Source organism: Kribbella caucasensis, assembly GCF_004361855.1.
Lineage (GTDB): Bacteria > Actinomycetota > Actinomycetes > Propionibacteriales > Kribbellaceae > Kribbella > Kribbella caucasensis.
Window position 1 is genome coordinate 135,573 of sequence record NZ_SNWQ01000005.1, and the last position, 17,302, is coordinate 152,874.

The 17,302-nt window shown below is 68.4% G+C and carries 14 protein-coding genes; 11 read left to right on the top strand and 3 right to left on the bottom strand.

The genetic code is table 11. The features are described from left to right. Positions 1–87: 87 nt before the first annotated feature. From rbfA to EV643_RS12445, 4 genes are all read left to right on the top strand, one after another. A complete protein-coding gene (gene rbfA / locus EV643_RS12430; protein ID WP_133800182.1) occupies positions 88–525 on the top strand; it encodes a 30S ribosome-binding factor RbfA in 438 nt (145 codons plus the stop codon). Beyond that, complete coding sequence (gene truB, locus EV643_RS12435) at positions 506–1,648, top strand: tRNA pseudouridine(55) synthase TruB (protein WP_238165536.1); 1,143 nt, start codon at positions 506–508, stop codon at positions 1,646–1,648. Before rbfA ends, truB begins: the two co-directional genes overlap by 20 nt. A 679-nt stretch (positions 1,649–2,327) precedes the next feature. Beyond that, complete coding sequence (locus tag EV643_RS45565; RefSeq protein ID WP_238165537.1) at positions 2,328–3,326, top strand: LLM class flavin-dependent oxidoreductase; 999 nt, start codon at positions 2,328–2,330, stop codon at positions 3,324–3,326. Between the two features lie 492 nt (positions 3,327–3,818). Next, the gene (locus tag EV643_RS12445) at positions 3,819–4,703 is read left to right on the top strand and encodes an NAD-dependent protein deacetylase (protein WP_133800183.1); all 885 of its coding nucleotides are present in this window, start codon (positions 3,819–3,821) and stop codon (positions 4,701–4,703) included. A gap of 66 nt (positions 4,704–4,769) precedes the next feature. On the opposite strand, the gene EV643_RS12450 is transcribed toward EV643_RS12445, so the two are convergent. Next, complete coding sequence (locus EV643_RS12450) at positions 4,770–5,861, bottom strand: SGNH/GDSL hydrolase family protein (RefSeq protein ID WP_238165538.1); 1,092 nt, start codon at positions 5,859–5,861, stop codon at positions 4,770–4,772. Between the two features lie 118 nt (positions 5,862–5,979). On the opposite strand from EV643_RS12450, the gene EV643_RS12455 reads away from it, so the two are divergent. The 5 genes from EV643_RS12455 to EV643_RS12475 all read left to right on the top strand — a co-directional run bounded on the left by EV643_RS12455 (position 5,980) and on the right by EV643_RS12475 (position 12,683). Further along, positions 5,980–6,939, top strand: a complete 960-nt coding sequence (locus tag EV643_RS12455) for a bifunctional riboflavin kinase/FAD synthetase (RefSeq protein WP_133800185.1) — start codon at positions 5,980–5,982, stop codon at positions 6,937–6,939. A gap of 150 nt (positions 6,940–7,089) precedes the next feature. Beyond that, positions 7,090–7,362 (top strand): 30S ribosomal protein S15, encoded by a 273-nt coding sequence (gene rpsO / locus EV643_RS12460; RefSeq protein WP_133800186.1) that lies wholly within the window; start codon positions 7,090–7,092, stop codon positions 7,360–7,362. A 307-nt stretch (positions 7,363–7,669) separates the two neighbouring features. After that, positions 7,670–9,904: a polyribonucleotide nucleotidyltransferase gene (locus EV643_RS12465; protein WP_133800187.1), complete on the top strand. Its 2,235-nt coding sequence runs from the start codon at positions 7,670–7,672 to the stop codon at positions 9,902–9,904. 47 nt (positions 9,905–9,951) lie between these two features. Then, positions 9,952–11,214: a M16 family metallopeptidase gene (locus EV643_RS12470; protein WP_238165539.1), complete on the top strand. Its 1,263-nt coding sequence runs from the start codon at positions 9,952–9,954 to the stop codon at positions 11,212–11,214. A 77-nt stretch (positions 11,215–11,291) separates the two neighbouring features. Then, complete coding sequence (locus tag EV643_RS12475) at positions 11,292–12,683, top strand: FAD-binding oxidoreductase (RefSeq protein WP_133800189.1); 1,392 nt, start codon at positions 11,292–11,294, stop codon at positions 12,681–12,683. A gap of 181 nt (positions 12,684–12,864) precedes the next feature. Here EV643_RS12475 and EV643_RS12480 read toward each other — a convergent pair whose 3' ends face one another. Further along, positions 12,865–13,335 carry a winged helix-turn-helix transcriptional regulator gene (locus tag EV643_RS12480; RefSeq protein WP_238165540.1) on the bottom strand — a complete coding sequence of 157 codons (471 nt, stop codon included), beginning with the start codon at positions 13,333–13,335 and terminating at the stop codon, positions 12,865–12,867. 111 nt (positions 13,336–13,446) lie between these two features. On the opposite strand from EV643_RS12480, the gene EV643_RS12485 reads away from it, so the two are divergent. Together EV643_RS12485 and EV643_RS12490 are read left to right on the top strand one after the other, a co-directional pair. After that, a complete protein-coding gene (locus tag EV643_RS12485) occupies positions 13,447–14,262 on the top strand; it encodes an oxidoreductase (protein WP_166665428.1) in 816 nt (271 codons plus the stop codon). Positions 14,263–14,312: 50 nt separating this feature from the next. Then, on the top strand, positions 14,313–14,603 hold the full coding sequence (locus EV643_RS12490) for a nuclear transport factor 2 family protein (RefSeq protein ID WP_133800191.1): 291 nt from the start codon (positions 14,313–14,315) through the stop codon (positions 14,601–14,603). A gap of 622 nt (positions 14,604–15,225) precedes the next feature. On the opposite strand, the gene EV643_RS12495 is transcribed toward EV643_RS12490, so the two are convergent. Then, positions 15,226–17,235: a fatty acid desaturase gene (locus EV643_RS12495; protein WP_133800192.1), complete on the bottom strand. Its 2,010-nt coding sequence runs from the start codon at positions 17,233–17,235 to the stop codon at positions 15,226–15,228. Between the last annotated feature and the right edge of the window lie 67 nt (positions 17,236–17,302).

Sequence of the window (17,302 nt, forward strand, 5' to 3'; positions counted from 1 at the left end):
ACGCGGAGTAACGTCCGGAGTGGCGGAGCTGAACCGTCACTCCGGACGTTACGCATGAAGAGGCAAGGAACGAGGGAGTGAGCCCGGATGGGTGAAGCAAGGGCGAAGCAGCTGGCCGACCGGATCCAGGTCCTGGTCGCGGAACTGCTGGAGCGCCGGGTCAAGGATCCGCGGCTGGGCTTCGTCACGGTGACCGACGCCCGGCTGACCGGTGATCTGCGCGAGGCCAGCGTCTTCTACACGGTGTACGGCGACGAGCAGTCCCGCGCGTCCACGGCGGCGGCGCTGGAGTCGGCCCGCGGACTGATCCGCAGCGAGGTCGGCAAGGCGCTCGGCCTGCGGCACAGCCCGAGTGTGGCGTTCTTCCTGGACGCCGTCCCGGAGACCGCCGGCCACATCGAGGACCTGCTGACCAAGGCCCGGCAGGCCGACGCGGAGGTCGCCAAGACCGCCGCCGGCGCCAAACCGGCCGGCGAGGCCGACCCGTACAAGCACCGCGAGGACGATGACCCCGACGACGAGTAACCAGAACGGCGCGGACCTCGGCGCGGACCGGCCGGAGGCGGAACGGCCGGAGGCGGAACGGCCAGAGGCGACTGGGGCCGACGTGACTGGGGCCGAGGTGACGGGGGCGGACGTGGCTGGGGCCGAGGTGGCTGGGGCGGACGTGGCTGCGGCCGAGGTGACGCAGGCGGAGGGGACGAGGCCGGAGTTGGCGCGGGGTGGGGTGGTGGTTGCTGATGGCATCGTCATCGTCGACAAGCCGGCCGGGCTGACCTCGCACACGGTGGTGGCCCGGATCCGCAAGCTCGCGGGCACCCGGAAGGTCGGTCATGCGGGCACACTCGATCCGATGGCCACCGGCGTACTGGTGGTCGGCCTGAACCGGGCGACCCGGCTGCTCGGCCACCTCCAACTGGCCGACAAGTCGTACGACGCGACGATCCTGCTCGGCGCGACCACGTCCACCGACGACGCCGAGGGCGACATCCTCGACGTGGCGCCGGCCGACGCGATCGCCGGGATCACGGCCGAGGCGATCGAGGCGGCCGTGGCCGGATTCCGGGGCGAGATCTCCCAGGTCCCGTCCAAGGTCTCCGCGATCAAGGTCAACGGCCGTCGTGCGTACGAACGCGTCCGCGCCGGCGAAGAGGTAGCCCTCAAAGCCCGCAGCGTCACAGTCTCCCGCTACGAAATCACCGACGTACGCCCGCGCCCGGCCGAGGCCCACGCGCACCCGGCCGCGACCCCGGCGGCCGGGATCGAGGTCGACATCTCGGTCGACTGTTCGAGCGGCACGTACATCCGTGCGCTGGCTCGCGATCTCGGCGCCGAACTCGGCGTCGGCGGTCACCTCACCATGCTCCGCCGTACCCGTGTCGGCACCTTCGACATCAAGTCGGCGCACACCCTGGAGGAGTTCGCGGACGACTTCACCTGGCTCCCCATCGCCGACGTCGCCGCGGACACCTTCCCGCGGTACGACGCCGACGCGGACCAGTCCGCCGCCATCCGCACCGGCCGCCCCTTGCCCGGCCTCAAACTCCCCGCCGGCCAGACCGCCATGTTCGCCCCCGACGGCACCTTCCTGGCCCTCTACGAACCCCACGGCCCCCTAGCCAAACCCACCGCCGTCTTCGTCACCTAGCCCCACCACACCGCCCACCCCCACCACTCACCACCCCCCGCCCCACCCAGTCCGCCCACCGAGCCCGGTCGGGCCCCCTCCGCCCGGTCCGGCGGCGGCGTTTGGGGCGGGTTTCTGCCCGTTCCGAGCCATTTCCCCGCCCCGGTCACCGCGAAACTCTCCCCGGAGCACCCGCCAGCGCACCTGACCCCAGCCCACCCGGCCCGGTCCCCTCCGCCCGGTCCGGCGGCGGCGTTTGGGGCGGATTTCTGCCCGTTCCGAGCCCGTTCCGAGCCAATTCCCCTCCCCGGTCACCGCGAAAACCCTCCCCGGACCATCTGCCAGCGCACCTGACCCAGCCCGCGGCCGCGCTCGGATAGGCTCGCCGGCCGACGCGCCGCAGGCGACCTTGGGCACCGGCCAGCCACGTTTCACCCCACCGCCTGACTGGTGGGTGCCCAAGGCGGCTTCGCGCGGCCCGGCCCACTTCGCCCGGCCCACTTCGCCCAGCCCACTCCGCCCGGCCCACTCGCCGGGCCCGGCCGCGCATCTCGTGGGCTAGCCTCCCGGGTGAGTGGCCGCCCCCTCGGATTCTGGATGGGCAACGATGCATCTCGGAGGTTGGTCCACGAGATTCGGCGTGGCCGGGCGGTTCCGCGGCGGGCGGATTTTGTCGGTGGCGGTGATTAGGGTGCGGGGCATGAAGTACGGGTTCGTGATGGCGTATGGGGATGCGCGGGCGGCGGCTGAGTTGGCGGCGCTGGCTGAGGAGCACGGCTGGGACGGGTTCTTCGTCTGGGAGTCGATCTGGGGGATCGACGCGTGGGCGATGCTGGCCGCGGCCGCGATGACGACCGAGCGGATCAGGCTTGGCACGATGCTGACCCCGCTGCCGCGCCGAAAACCGTGGGACGTGGCCGGCCAAGCCTCGACCGTCGACAACCTCAGCAACGGCCGGGTGATCCTGTCCGTCGGTCTCGGCGTCACCGGTGAGGACCGGTTCTGGATCTTCGAGGACGACCCGGGTCGCAAGGTCCGCGCCGAACTGATGGACGAGTCCCTGGAGATGCTGCAGCACCTCTGGCGCGACCAGCCGTTCGCCTTCGACGGCAAGCATTACCGCTCCCGGAAGCTCGAGTCCCTCGTACCACCCGCGCCACCGCCCCCGGTCCAGCAGCCGCGCATCCCGACCTGGGTGGTGGGAGCCTGGCCGCGGACGAAATCCATGCGCCGCGCCGCACTACAGGACGGCTGGCTGCCGCACTACGCGCCGATCACGGCACCACGCCAGCAGACAGGTGAGTCGCACGGCGAGCCGACGGGGGAGCAGCCGGGCGCGTCTCTGGGCGCGCAGGTGGGCGAGTCGAGCGGTGCGCAGGTGGGCGAGTCGACGGGTGGGCAAGCGGGGGAGCAGACGAGCGAGTCGCCTGGGGAGCTGACGCCGGAGTTGCTGGCCGAGGGCGTCGAGTGGATCCGCCGGGAACGTGCCGCCCACGGCCTGACCATGGACGGCTACGAAATCGCCACCGAAGGCACCACCTCGGCCGACGACCCGAACGCGGCCGAGCAGGTCAGGCCCTGGGCAGACGCCGGCGCCACCTGGTGGATCGACGCCGACTGGTCTTCCCTCGACCCGATAGTCGTCCGCGAACAAGCTGAACGCCGCCTCACCGCAGGCCCACCCCGCATCGACCCGTGAACCAAGAATTCGGGACCGTGAACAAGAAGTAGGGACCGTGAACAAGAAGTGGGGACCGTGAACAAGAAGTGGGGACCGTGAACAAGAAAGTGGGGACCGTCAACAAGGCACGGCCCAAGCTGGCTAGCTCCCGCTTTCTTGTTCACGGTCCCCACTTCTTGTTCACAGCCCGGCCCGTGGCGAAGGTGCAGCCGGTGCTCACGGTCCACGCTGGTGTTCACGGGTCCCAGGCGGTGGTCATGGTCCGGTCGGTGTTCACGGCAGATGGTCACGGCGAAGGCGGTGTTCGCGGTTCACGGCTGGTAGTCGTGGTCCGGCCGGTTTCAAGGTTCACGGCAGATGATCACGGCGAAGGCGCTGTTCGCGGTTCGCGGCTTGTGGTCACGGTCCGGCCGGTTTCATGGCTCGCGGCAGGTGGTCACGGCGTGGGCGGGGTTGACGGTCCGAGGTCTTGTTCGCGCTTGCCGGGCGGGTGGGCCGTACGCTGGAGGGGTGCGTTCGCGGCCTACGTTGAGTTGGACTCCGGGTCCTGAGGTGCTTGCGCTTGAGCCTGGTACGACGGATGTGGGGCCGGTGGCCGACGTGGTTGCCGGTGGGGGAGTGGTGGTGCTCAGCGGGGCGGGGATCTCGACCGAGTCGGGGATCCCGGACTACCGCGGCGAGACCGGCAGCCTGCGGACCCACACGCCGATGACGTACGGCGATTTCGTGGGGAGCGAATCCGGGCGGCGACGGTACTGGGCACGCAGCCATCTCGGCTGGCGCACGATCGCCCGCGCCAACCCGAACGACGGGCACCACGCGGTCGCCGTACTCCAGGCCCACGGCTACCTGAGCGGCGTGATCACACAGAACGTCGACGGTCTCCACCAGGCCGCCGGCGCCCGCGACGTGATCGAACTCCACGGCAACCTGGATCGGGTGATCTGCCTGGTCTGCCGCCGCACCTCGGCCCGCGAAGAGCTGGATCGGCGGCTGCGCAAAGCCAACCCGGTGTTCGCCGCGGAGGCGACGCGGATCAACCCGGACGGCGACGTCGAGCTGGCGGAGGACGCGGTGACCGGCTTCCGGCTGGTCGACTGCAGTTCGTGTGAGGACGGGATCCTCAAGCCCGACGTGGTCTTCTTCGGCGAGAACGTCCCCAAGTCACGGGTCGAACGCTGCTACCGCCTGATCGAGGACAGCAACGCCGTCCTGGTCCTGGGCTCGTCCCTGACCGTCATGTCCGGCTTCCGCTTCGTCCGGCACGCGGCGAAGGCCGGTAAACCGATCCTGATCGTCAATCAGGGCCTGACCCGAGGCGACCCGTACGCAACGCATCGGGTGAGCCTGCCGCTCGGACAGGCGCTGACCGAGCTGACCGACGCCCTGGCCTGAAAAGCACCGGGCCGGCCCACGCGTGAAGTGGGCCGGCCCGGCGTCCGCCGTACGGGTTGGAAAGGGTCAGCGTTGCGCGCTGGTCCGTAGGCGGTCCATGGAGGCCTCGTAGGCCTGGGGGAGATTGGCCTTGACAGCCTGCCGGCTCAGCTCGCGACCCTGCCGGGCGAAGCCGATCTGCTCAGCAGCGGAGATCGTCTCCGGCAGACCGGTCAGCTTCTTGAAGGTCAGCGCCGCCACCCCGGCCTGGCCCTCGAACCGCGGGTGATAGCTCAACGCCCGCAGCAGATTGATGTCCTTCCCCTGGATCCACGCCTGACCGTCCGGAGCGCAGGCATCGTGCCCGGTCGACGGTCCGAACGTGTCCAGGTAGAGCACACCCGCCGCCTCGGCAGCCGTCTCGATCGCCAGGTTCAGCTCCTGCTCGATCGAGTAGAGATACGCGTAATCGCCGTCCGCGAACGGCAGGATCGCCGGACAAGTCCCTTGCGCAGGCGCGATCTTCGGGTAGCCGATCAGTACGACCGTCGCGGAGGGTGCCCGCTGCTTGATGCCCTGGGCAACTTCCGCGATCCGCATCCGGGTCTTCGCGATGTCGGCCTTCAACGTGTCGACCCCGTCCACCGTGAACTTCTTCTTGCACGGCGCACCGGTGGGGTCCTCCGCCCGCACCGCCGGACAGGTCTCGATGATCCGGCCGAACACCCCGAAGTCGTTCCCGCCGATCCCGACCGTCACCAGATCGGTGTCCGGCGTCAGCGCGCTGAACTGCGGCGGGAACACTCCGAGCGGCGTGCTCTGCGGCTGAGTCATGTTGGTCGTATCCGCGCCACCACAGCTCACATCGGTGAACCGCGACACCCGGAGCAGCCCCGCGAGCAGCTTCGGATAGTTGCTCGTCGACCGGACACACCCCAGCGACAGCAGCTCGGGCAACGGCACCAGCGGCGCGGAGGAGTACGAGTCGCCCAACGCGACGTACATCCCGTACGCCGGTCCCGAGGCAGTCCCGTACGTCGATCCCCATGCACTCTCGTATGCCGATCCCGTGGCGGGCGCGGTCTCGACGGCAGCCGGCGCGGTAGCGGTGCTCGCGACCGACAGCAGGCCGACCAAAGCCGACGCGATGAGTGCCGCGACAACGCGATGCAGCTTCACAGGACCTCCCATGGGCGAAGTTGCGCGGCCTCACCCTGAGTTGTGTCACCAACCGATTACAAGGGGTGATCGTGGACCTGATGCAACGGCCCGACCGGAGACATGGAATCCTGCTCCCATGCGTGTCTGGCACGGTTTGACCGAGGTGGGCCCCGATTTCGGCCCCTCGGTCGTCACCATCGGCAACTTCGACGGCGTCCACCGCGGTCACCAGGAGGTACTGGCCCACGCCCGCGCCCGGGCCGCCGAGCTGGGCGGGCTGCCGGTGGTCGCGCTCACCTTCGACCCACACCCGATGGCCGTACTCCGTCCGGACCGGGCACCGGCACCCATCACCGCGCCGGAGGAACGCGCCGAGCTGCTCGGTCAAGCGGGCGCGGACGCGGTACTGATCCTCCCGTTCGACAAGGACGTCTCGAACTGGTCGCCGCAGGAGTTCATCGACCGAGTCCTCGTCGGCACGCTGCACGCCAAGGCCGTTGTAGTCGGCGAGAATTTCCGCTTCGGCCACAAAGCCGCCGGCCATGTGGACACCTTGGTCGAGGCCGGCGCAGCGGCCGGATTCCAGGTGGAAGGCCTTGCCCTGCAGGGCGATGCGCAACCTTGGTCGTCGACCTTGGTCCGCGAACTCATCGCGGCCGGTGACGTCGAGGGCGCCGCCACGATCCTCGGCCGGCCGTTGCGAGTCACCGGGATCGTCGTCGAGGGCGACAAGCGCGGCCGCGAGCTGGGGTACCCAACGGCCAACATCCCCGCGGATCCCGGGGCCGCCATCCCGCTGGACGGTGTCTACGCCGGCCGGCTGACCGTGCTGGAACCCGCACCCGGCGCCCCGCAGTACGGCGAACCGTTGCCAGCCGCCATCAGTGTGGGCAGCAACCCCACCTTCGACGGCGTCGACCGCCGGGTGGAGTCGTATGTGCTGGACCGCGACGACCTGGAGCTGTACGGAGCCCGGATCGCGGTCGACTTCGTGGCCCGACTCCGCGGCACCCAGATCCGCTTCGACACCATCGACGAACTCCTCGTCCAGATGAAGGCCGACGTAGACGCGGCACGCCGCATCCTGACCGAGTGATCCCTCGACGACACCCCGCAGCGTCACGAATTAGCTCTGGTTGTCCACAGGCTGATACTCTTGGCGCTGCCGTCTGAACGGCCGCGGATCGAGAGTGCCCGGGTGACAAATGCCCCGGTGCGCCGCGCAACGGAAATCGAGAGGAACTCCGTGTCATCTGTTGATGCTGCGACGAAGAAGAAGATCATGGGTGAGTACGCCCTGACCGAGGGTGACACTGGTTCTCCCGAGGTCCAGGTGGCGCTCCTGACACACCGGATCGCTCACCTGACCGAGCACCTGAAGGAGCACAAGCACGACCACCACAGCCGTCGTGGTCTGCTTCTCCTGGTCGGTCAGCGCCGCCGGCTGCTGAACTACCTGTCGAAGAAGGACATCAACCGCTACCGGTCCCTGATCGAGCGGCTCGGCCTTCGCCGATGACGTCGCGAGGAGCGGCCTCCCGAACTCCGGGTGGCCGCTCCTCAGCGTATCCACCGGTTCGCAAGAACAACTGAACCGGAACAACTGAACAGAGCACGTAAAGCACGACAAACGAGACGACGCGGAGCGCGTTGCGGGCCGACGACCGGTCCTCGGTAGTGGCTTTCGGGTGCAGGCACCACAGCACCCGCGGGCCTCGATCGAAGACCGGCACCCCGGAAGCTCGCGCCTCGCAGTCGTCGACAGTGGAACAGTCAACGAGACTGTGAGAAAGGGGTATCCCGTGTCGGGATCCACCAGCACGCCCATGGAGGGCGCAGATTTCGCCGAGGCCGTGATCGACAACGGCAGCTTCGGCACCCGCACCATTCGCTTCGAGACGGGCCGGTTGGCCCAGCAGGCCGCCGGTTCGGCCGCCGCGTACCTCGACGGCGACACGATGGTGCTGTCGGCCACCACGGCCAGCAAGAAGCCCAAGGACCAGTTCGACTTCTTCCCGTTGACGGTTGACGTCGAGGAGCGGATGTACGCCGCGGGCCGCATCCCCGGTTCGTTCTTCCGCCGCGAGGGTCGTCCCTCGGAAGAGGCGATCCTGACCTGCCGGCTGATCGACCGCCCGCTGCGGCCGTCGTTCGTGTCCGGTCTGCGGAACGAGATCCAGGTCGTCATCACCGTCCTGGCGCTCAACCCGGACAAGCTGTACGACGTACTCGCGATCAACGCCGCGTCGATGTCCACCCAGCTCGCCGGGCTGCCGTTCTCCGGTCCGATCGGCGGCGTCCGCGTCGCGCTGATCGAGGGCCAGTGGGTGGCGTTCCCGACCCACACCGAGCTCGAGGACGCCGTCTTCGACATGGTGGTGGCCGGCCGGGTGACCGACTCCGGTGATGTCGCGATCATGATGGTCGAGGCCGAGTCGACTCCGGGCACGTTCGAGAAGGTCGCGTCCGGCGTACAGGCGCCGACCGAGGAGATCGTCGCCGAGGGCCTCGAGGCCTCCAAGGCGTTCATCAAGGCGCTGGTCGAGGCGCAGGCCGACCTGGCCTCCCGGGCCGCGAAGCCGACCGGCGAGTTCCCGGTCTTCCCGGACTACGCCGACGACGCGTTCGCCGCGGTCGAGGCCGCCGCGACCGAGGAGCTGGCCCAGGCGCTGACCATCGCCGGCAAGCACGAGCGCGAGGACGCCACCGACGCGGTCAAGGCCGCCGTGGTGGACAAGCTGGCCGCCGACTTCGAGGGTCGCGAGAAGGAGCTGTCCGCAGCCTTCCGTTCGCTGACCAAGAAGCTGGTCCGGCAGCGGGTGCTCAAGGACAAGGTCCGCATCGACGGTCGCGGCCTGGCCGACATCCGGCCGCTCAAGGCGCAGGTCAAGGTGCTCCCGCGGGTGCACGGCTCGGCTCTGTTCGAGCGCGGCGAGACCCAGATCATGGGTGTCACCACGCTGAACATGCTCCGGATGGAGCAGCAGCTGGACACGCTGTCGCCGGAGACCCGCAAGCGCTACATGCACAACTACAACTTCCCGCCCTACTCGACCGGTGAGACCGGCCGGGTGGGTTCGCCGAAGCGCCGCGAGATCGGTCACGGCGCGCTGGCCGAGCGGGCCCTGGTGCCGGTGCTGCCGTCCCGCGAGGACTTCCCGTACGCGCTGCGCCAGGTGTCCGAGGCGCTCGGCTCGAACGGGTCCACCTCGATGGGTTCGGTCTGCGCCTCCACCCTTTCGCTGCTGTCCGCCGGTGTGCCGCTGAAGGCCCCGGTCGCCGGTATCGCGATGGGTCTGATCTCCGGTGAGGTCGACGGCGAGACCGAGTACGTCGCGCTGACCGACATCCTGGGCGCGGAGGACGCGTTCGGCGACATGGACTTCAAGGTCGCCGGTACGAAGGACTTCGTCACCGCTCTGCAGCTGGACACCAAGCTGGACGGCATCCCGGCCAGCGTGCTCGCGGGCGCGCTGACCCAGGCCAGGGACGCCCGGCTCACCATCCTGGACGTGATGGCCAAGGCCATCGACGCGCCTGGTGAGATGAGCGAGTTCGCGCCGCGGGTGATCTCGGTGAAGGTGCCGGTCGACAAGATCGGCGAGGTGATCGGGCCCAAGGGCAAGATGATCAACCAGATCACCGAGGACACCGGCGCCGACATCTCGATCGAGGACGACGGCACCGTCTACATCGGCGCCACCGACGGTCCCTCGGCCGAGGCGGCCCGGGCCGCGATCAACGCGATCGCGAACCCGACCATGCCGGAGAAGGGCGAGCGCTACCTGGGCACGGTCGTGAAGACGACCAACTTCGGTGCGTTCATCAGCCTGCTGCCCGGTAAGGACGGCCTGCTGCACATCTCGAAGCTGCGCCCGCTGGCCGGCGGCAAGCGGGTCGAGGCGGTCGAGGACATCCTGTCCGTCGGCCAGAAGCTGCAGGTCGAGATCGCCGAGATCGACGACCGTGGCAAGCTCTCGCTGATCCCGGTGGTCGAGGGTGAAGAAAAAGACGCTGCAAAGGGCGACGCCGACACGGCTGAGGCCGCAGCCGCCGAGTGACCCGAGCGATCACCAGCACACTGCTGAGCCCGGAGCAGGGCGGTCCGGTGAAACGGACCGTCCTTCCCTCCGGGCTTCGTGTGCTCACCCAGTCCGTTCCGGGCTTCCGCTCGGTCACTTTCGGCGTCTGGGTCGGCGTCGGTTCCCGCGACGAGCCGGTCCACCTGTCCGGTGCGACGCATTTCCTCGAACACCTGCTGTTCAAGGGCACCGAGCGCCGCGACGCACTCGAGATCTCCGCCTCTCTGGACGCGGTCGGTGGCGAGATGAACGCGTTCACCGGCAAGGAGTACACCTGCTACTACGCCCGGGTGCTCGACTCCGACCTGCCGCTCGCGGTGGACGTCATCTGCGACATGATCACCTCGGCCACGCTGACCGAGGAGGACGTCGAGAGCGAGCGGGACGTGATCGACGAAGAGATCGCGATGCACGCCGACGAGACGTCGGACCACATCCACGACCTGTTCGCCGAACAACTCTGGGGCCCGACCCCACTCGGCCGCTCGATCACCGGTACGCCGGAGTCGGTGGCCGGCCTGACCCGTCGCCAGGTGGCCGGCTGGTACCGCCGTCGCTATCTGCCCGCGAACATGGTCGTCTCGGTGGCAGGCAACGTGGAGCACTCCGACGTAGTTCGCCTGGTCCGCAAGGCATTCGAGCGGCACTGGGTCAGCACTGACGCGGAGCCGGCTCCGGTACGACGAGGCTCGCGGCGCCGCGTCCCGACGTACGGGGGAGTGCGGGTGCATCACCGGGACGCCGAGCAGGCACATCTGGTGCTGGGCATGCCCGGACTGGTCCGGAGTGACAATCGCCGATTCGTGGCCGGTGTGTTGCACGGGATCGTCGGTGGCGGCATGTCGTCCCGGTTGTTCCAGGAGGTGCGGGAGAAGCGCGGGCTGGCGTACTCGGTGTTCACCTTCGGCTCGGCGTACGCGGACTCCGGCATGGTCGGGGTGTACGCGGGCTGTCTGCCGAAGAAGGCTCCCGAGGTGCTGGACGTGATCCGGACCGAGCTGGAGTCGATTGCCAGCGGCAACATCACCCCGGACGAACTGCTCCGCGGCAAGGGCCAGATGCGTGGCTCGGTGGTGATGGGCCTGGAGGACACCGGTGCCAAGATGACCCGGATCGCCAAGGCCGAACTCGTGTACGGCGAACTCCCCACCGTCGACACCCTGCTGCACCGCATCGACGCCGTCACCCTCGACGACGTCCGCACCCTGGCCGCCGACCTCTACGCCGGCGCCCCCGCCTTGACCGTGATGGGTCCCTTCGACGAAGACACCACGACCTTCGCGCTCTGAGGTCCTCTCCTCGACAGGCCTGGTGCGCAGGCGCACACTGTCGAAGTGGGAGGACCTGGGGGAGGGGGAGGTCAGCCATGGGCACCATCACTTGGGACACGAACGCAGTCAACGATCTCGCGCTGGACTTTCGGGGCGATCTCGTCCACCCGGGCGATGCGTCGTACGACGAGTTGCGCCGAGTCTGGAACGGGTCGATCGATCGTCGGCCGGGCCTGATCGCCCGCTGCACCGGCGTCGCCGACATCCGGTCCGCGCTCGCGTTCGCCCGCCGTACCGGTGGGCCGGTGGCGGTCCGCGGCGGCGGCCACAGCTTCCCCGGTCACTCGACCTGCGACGGGGGTGTTCTGCTGGACCTGGCGCTTCTGAAGGGCATCCGGGTCGACCCCGTACGACGTACCGCGCGGGCTCAGGCCGGCGTGCTGCTCGGGGAACTCGATCGCGAGACGCAGGCGTTCGGGCTCGCCACACCGTCCGGCATCGTCACCCACACCGGTCTCGCCGGTCTCACGTTGGGCGGCGGGATCGGCTGGTTGATGCGCAAGTACGGGCTGAGCATCGACAACCTGATCTCGGTCGACGTGGTGACCGCCGAGGGCGAGCTGGTGACCGCGAGCGAAGACGCCAACGCCGATCTGTTCTGGGGGATCCGGGGTGGCGGCGGGAACTTCGGCATCGTCACTGAGTTCGAGTTCCGGCTGCATCCGGTCGGGCCGATCGTTTATGCCCGCCCGGTGATGTGGCCGATGGAGCGGTCGGCGGAGTTGCTGCGCTTCTACCGTGACTGGATCACCGACATTCCGGACGAGCTGACCACCGCGGTGATCCACCGATGGATTCCGGCCCTGCCGACGATCCCGACCGAGTTCCACGGCCGCCCCGTCGTCGTGATTGTCGCCTGTTACGCCGGTGCGGTCGAGGACGGCGAGCAGGTGATCGCGCCGCTGAAGGCCTTCGCACCACCGCTGCTGGATCTTTGCCTGCCGAAGCCGTTCGTGGCCCATCAGGCGATGTTCGACCCCAGCTTCCCGCACGGCTGGTGGTACTACATGCGGGCCTGCGATGTCGCCGAACTGTCCGACGAGGTCGTCGACATCGCCGCCGCGCGCGGTCTGGCGATCAACTCACCGCTGACGTCGTACCCGATCTTCCACCTCGGTGGCGCGATCTCCCGGGTGCCTGCGGACAGTACGGCGTTCGGCGACCGATCGAGCGGCCACACCTTCAACTTCGTCGGTGCGACCACGGGCCCGGACGGATTCCCCGCGGAGCGCGAATGGGTCCGGGACTCCTGGCGGGCGATCGAACCGCACCAGTCCGGCGCCTACGTCAACTTCCTCACCGACGAGGGCGAGGACCGGATCCGGTCCGCGTACGGCGCCTCGACGTACGACAAACTGCAGGACCTGAAGCGAAAGTACGACCCGGACAACCTCTTCCACCTCAACCAGAACATCCCACCTCACTGAGCCGGGCCGCTGGCGCATCCCTACCGCCGACGATGCGCGGCTGCGTTCCGGCGGCGAGCCCGATGGGTCGGAAGGGAACGAGTCGGCGTGACGGGTGACGGGCGGGTGTACCCGGGTTTACCGCCTGGGCTCGGCGTGGGTTCTCCGGCGTGTGGTAACCGCCTGTCGACTTTGCCGCCGGTCAGGCGTCGGCGGGTTCGGCGTGGATGGTGTCGCGGGTTACCGGCTGGCCACAGTGGTGACAGAGCAGGTCGACTTCGAGCGGCTGGCCGCAGGAGTGCCGACGGGTGAGGGCCGGGGTGTCCACCGCCCACCTGTCGCCCCACTGGGAGAGAGCGAGCATGACCGGGAAGAGTTCCCGGCCGGCCTCGGTGAAATGGTATTCGTGGCGGGGCGGGTGTTCGCTGTACGGCCGGCGTTCGATGACGCCGGCAGCCTCCAGCTTGCGGAGTCGGTCGGCGAGGATGTCGCGGGACACCCCGGTGTAGCCGGCGATACGGGCGAAGCGGTGCACGCCGTAGCCGATCTCCCGCAGGGCCAGGAGCGACCACCGCTCGCCAAGGACGTCCAGAGCGCCTGCGAGTGAGCAGGGACGGACCTCCAAGGGTTGCTCGGCCATGCGGATGCTGGGGCGTGGGTCGGGATCGGTCATCACCTCACGTTAGCCCGGTGTGTTGCGATTTCCAACTCACTGGTCTACCGTTACGACCTGTCGGTAGGAAATCACAACACACCACTTCTTCTTTGAGATCCGGAGTTCATGATGACGACAGCTCGCCCGGTGGCACTCGTGACAGGTGCGTCCTCCGGCATCGGGAAGGAAGCCGCGCTCGCGCTGGTCAAAGCGGGTTACGACGTGGTCGGCACCAGCCGCGACACCTCGCGCGTCACCCCGCTGGAAGGGGTGACGTTCCTCGACCTCGACGTGGCCAGCGACACCTCGGCCACCGCCACAGTCCAGCAGATGATCGAGCGGTTCGGGCGGATCGACGTCCTCGTCAACAACGCCGGCATCGGCTCGATCGGCGCGGCCGAGGAAAGCTCCATCGCGCAGGCCCAAGCGGTCTTCGACATCAACGTCTTCGGAGTCATGCGCATGGTGAAGGAGGTCCTGCCACACATGCGAGCCCGGGGACGCGGGCGCATCATCAACCTCTCGTCCGTACAGGGATTCATCCCCGCGCCCTTCATGGCCGTCTACGGCGCCTCCAAACACGCGATCGAGGGCTACTCCCAGTCCCTGGACCACGAGGTCCGGGAGTACGGCATCCGAGCACTGCTCGTCGAACCTGCCTACACCAGGACCGGATTCGAGGCCAACAGCACGCAGCCCGACATGCCGCTGCAGGTGTACGCACAGCAGCGGCAGACCTTCGGCCGCGTGATGGCGGCGGCGATCAAGGACGGCGACGACCCCGCCATCGTCGCCAAGGTGATCGTCGCGGCGGCGACGGACCCGAAGCCGAAGCTGCGCTACACCGCGGGCACCTTGGCCGGACGCGCCAGCACATTGCGCCGCTTCGTTCCCGCCTGGGCCTTCGACAGTCAGATCCGCAAGCTCAACCAACTGGCCGGCTGAACACACGCCTACCCCGAACCCCAGCACTCCGTTCAGACCGGGAGAGGCTCATGCCAGAAACCACCAACACCGCCGCCGCGACCGTCGCGCGCTGGTCCGCCGCCGCGGAAAACGGTGACGCCGACGCCGCCGTCGCCTGCTTGAGCCCGGATATCGTCCTCAGCTCGCCGCTCACGGAGCAGTTCCGCCTCGAGGGATCTGACCAGCTACGCGACTTCCTGGACTCGGCGTTCACCGCGATCGAGGACATTCGCTTCCACACCCAGATCGGCCAGGGCGACACGTACGCGCTGGCCTACCGGGCGCAGGTAGGGACCCAGCCGTTCGAGGAGGCGCAATAGCTGCGGCTCGACGACAAGGCACAGATCAGGGAGATCACACTCTTCGGGCGTCCGATGCCGGCCCTCACCGCCCTGATGATCACCCTCGGGCCGGAACTCGCCCGCCGGCAGGGCCGCCGCGGCCTCGCGGCGCTCATGCGCGCCAGTACCACACCGGTGCACGCGATGGTCACCTTCGGGGACCGCCGCATTGTCCCCCTGACCCGGCCCCCCCAGCCCTGAACGGCACAAGGACGAATGAGGCGATTCGCCGTACCGGGTTCTCCGGACACCCTCGTTCAGTGGCTTCCCGTCAGAAGACGATCTCGTTCACACCCCGATCCTGGAACGGCACAGATTGCCTCCACATAGCTCTCCAGCCCGATGGTCCCGAACTCGTTCAGCAGCATGTCGGGGGTCTTCGAGGCCCTTTCACGAGCTCCAGAGACGCCCGGCCGACGATGTCCTGTCGCGATCGGCGACGACGGAGAACTGTGGAGATTCGTGATTATGGCCGCGAACGCCATCCTGGTCGGAGTGGTTGGCGGGCTCGTCTTCATGTCCGTGAGTGCTCCGACCAGTCCGCGGTTTGTCGCCAGCACCTGCGGGTGCGGGTGGCGAGGTCGTGTTCGACGGCATGATTTCAGGTGTCGTAGTCGACGGTGACCGACGGCGTGATGGGGTGGGCTTGGCAGGTGAGCACGTAGCCGGCTTCCACAACGGCCGGCGGTAGGGCGAAGTTTTGTTCCATCGCGACCGACCCCAGCAGTACCTTCGCCTTGCAGGTGCCGCAGGCTCCGCCGAGGCAGGCGTAGGGCGCCTCCAGTCCGGCCTTCAGCGCGGACTCGAGGACGGTGTCGCCGGCTGACAGCGAGACCTCGTGCTGACGGCCGCGCAGGCTGACCGCGACCGTCGCCGGGGCGAAGCCGTCGGCGACCTTGGGCTTCTGGTAGCCGTGGAAGAGCTCCACGTGGACGCGGTCCGGCTCGGCGCCGCGCTCGATGAGCAGTCCGCGCAGGTCGGTCACCATCTCGACCGGTCCACACAGGAACCATTCGTCCACCGAGGCCGCGGCCAGGTCGGAGCCGAGCCATTGTTCGAGCTTCGGGCGGTCGACGCGACCGCGAAGATGTGCCGGGTGTCGCGGATCGCGCGAGCGCACGTGGATGATCCGGAGCCGGTCGGCGTAACGCGCCTCGAGGTCGTCCAGCACGTCGCGGAACATCGTGCTGTCCGCGTCCCGGTTGCCGTAGAGCAGGGTGAAGCAGCTTTCGGTCTCGACGACAAGTGCTGTCTGCAGGATCGAGAGCACTGGGGTGATGCCGCTGCCAGCGGCAATCGCCACGTAGTTCTTCCTGGCGAGTGGGTGGAGCGGTGTGCCGAACGAACCGGACGGTGTCATCAGATCGAGGGTGTCGCCGGCCCGGAGTTGCTCCATCGCGAAGGTGGAGAAGGCCCCGCCAGGAATGTGCTTGACGGCGATCGCCAGCGTGTCGGAGGTGGCCGAGGAGCAGATGGAGTAGTTGCGCCGTACGCCCTCGCCTCCGAGGTCGGTGCGGACGCTGACGTGCTGACCGGGCTCGAAGGAGAACTGGTCGCCCAGGTCGACGGGCACCCCGAAGCGGATCAGCACGCTGTCATCGGTCAACCGGTCGACGCTGGCGACCCGGACCGGGTGGAACACCGCGGCACGGGCGGAGGAACGCTTCGGCATCCGCACTGGGAGGATCCGGGCCAGTTTGCCGTTCAGCCGCTTCCACTCGCGGTACTCATTCGGGTCGAGCTGCTGGCCGAAGACGGTGCCGATCGCGGCATCACGCTCGAGGTAGGCCTCCTCGTTGCGTCGCCAGGCTGCGACGTAGCGGTGGAACGGGATCGAGGGGTGCAGGTGGTGGACGAGGTGGTAGTTCTGCGAGAGGAGCAGAGGTGTGAGGATCCACTCAGAGCCGACGCGGTTGCGGGTGGCGCGGTAGCGGTTCTCCTGCTGAGTGTCCTCAAGGTCGTGGTGCGGCAACCAGTCGAACCACCACGCCAGGACGAACATGGCGACCCGCTCGGGGATCAGGTACAGAACCGCCAGCGTCCACAGGTGTCCGGTGAACGCAGAGGTGACGATCACGGCGACACTCATCACCAGCAGGAACGAGGTCTCCAACACCTCTGCCCGGGGACGGCGCCTCACGTTGCGCACCAGAAGGGCCAGGTACGGCACGTCCATCAGCGCGAACCGAACGGGGACCTGCCACAACGGCGCGCCGCTGACGAAGTGGTCGGGGTCGTTCTCGTCGTCGTTGGTGTTGCGGTGGTGCTCGATATGGATGAACGCGAACGACTTGAACGAGATCAGCGGCGAGACGAAGAGCATGGCGACCCGGCCGAAGGCCACGTCGACCCAGCGGTGGGTGCTCACCGAGTAATGCGCGGCGTCGTGCAGCACGGTGAACAACACGAAGATCGCGGTCGCGCTGAGCAAGACCGTCGCCGGGGCGGGAAGCCTGTCGGCCAGCGCCGCCCACGTGGAGACAGCGAAGACCGCGATGGCACCGGAGAAGATGCCAACAATGGGCCACGAGATCGCCGGGACCCCAACGCCGGGGTCAGGAAGCGCGTGTGGCGAGGCTGCGGGCGCGGGTTGCTCCGTGGTTCCTGACATGCTCCGCAACATACGAACCGCGAGCTACCCATGCCAGGGGTACCGAGCCCACGCCGGTGTGCGCACA

Excerpts from the sequence above, each read along its gene's own strand:
- rbfA (WP_133800182.1), top strand. The coding sequence starts at position 88 with ATGGGTGAAGCAAGGGCGAAGCAGCTGGCCGACCGGATCCAGGTCCTG.
- truB (WP_238165536.1), top strand. The coding sequence starts at position 506 with ATGACCCCGACGACGAGTAACCAGAACGGCGCGGACCTCGGCGCGGAC.
- EV643_RS45565 (WP_238165537.1), top strand. The coding sequence starts at position 2,328 with ATGAAGTACGGGTTCGTGATGGCGTATGGGGATGCGCGGGCGGCGGCT.
- EV643_RS12455 (WP_133800185.1), top strand. The coding sequence starts at position 5,980 with ATGCGTGTCTGGCACGGTTTGACCGAGGTGGGCCCCGATTTCGGCCCC.
- EV643_RS12465 (WP_133800187.1), top strand. The coding sequence starts at position 7,670 with ATGGAGGGCGCAGATTTCGCCGAGGCCGTGATCGACAACGGCAGCTTC.
- EV643_RS12475 (WP_133800189.1), top strand. The coding sequence starts at position 11,292 with ATGGGCACCATCACTTGGGACACGAACGCAGTCAACGATCTCGCGCTG.
- EV643_RS12480 (WP_238165540.1), bottom strand. The coding sequence starts at position 13,335 with ATGACCGATCCCGACCCACGCCCCAGCATCCGCATGGCCGAGCAACCC.
- EV643_RS12485 (WP_166665428.1), top strand. The coding sequence starts at position 13,447 with ATGACGACAGCTCGCCCGGTGGCACTCGTGACAGGTGCGTCCTCCGGC.
- EV643_RS12490 (WP_133800191.1), top strand. The coding sequence starts at position 14,313 with ATGCCAGAAACCACCAACACCGCCGCCGCGACCGTCGCGCGCTGGTCC.
- EV643_RS12495 (WP_133800192.1), bottom strand. The coding sequence starts at position 17,235 with ATGTCAGGAACCACGGAGCAACCCGCGCCCGCAGCCTCGCCACACGCG.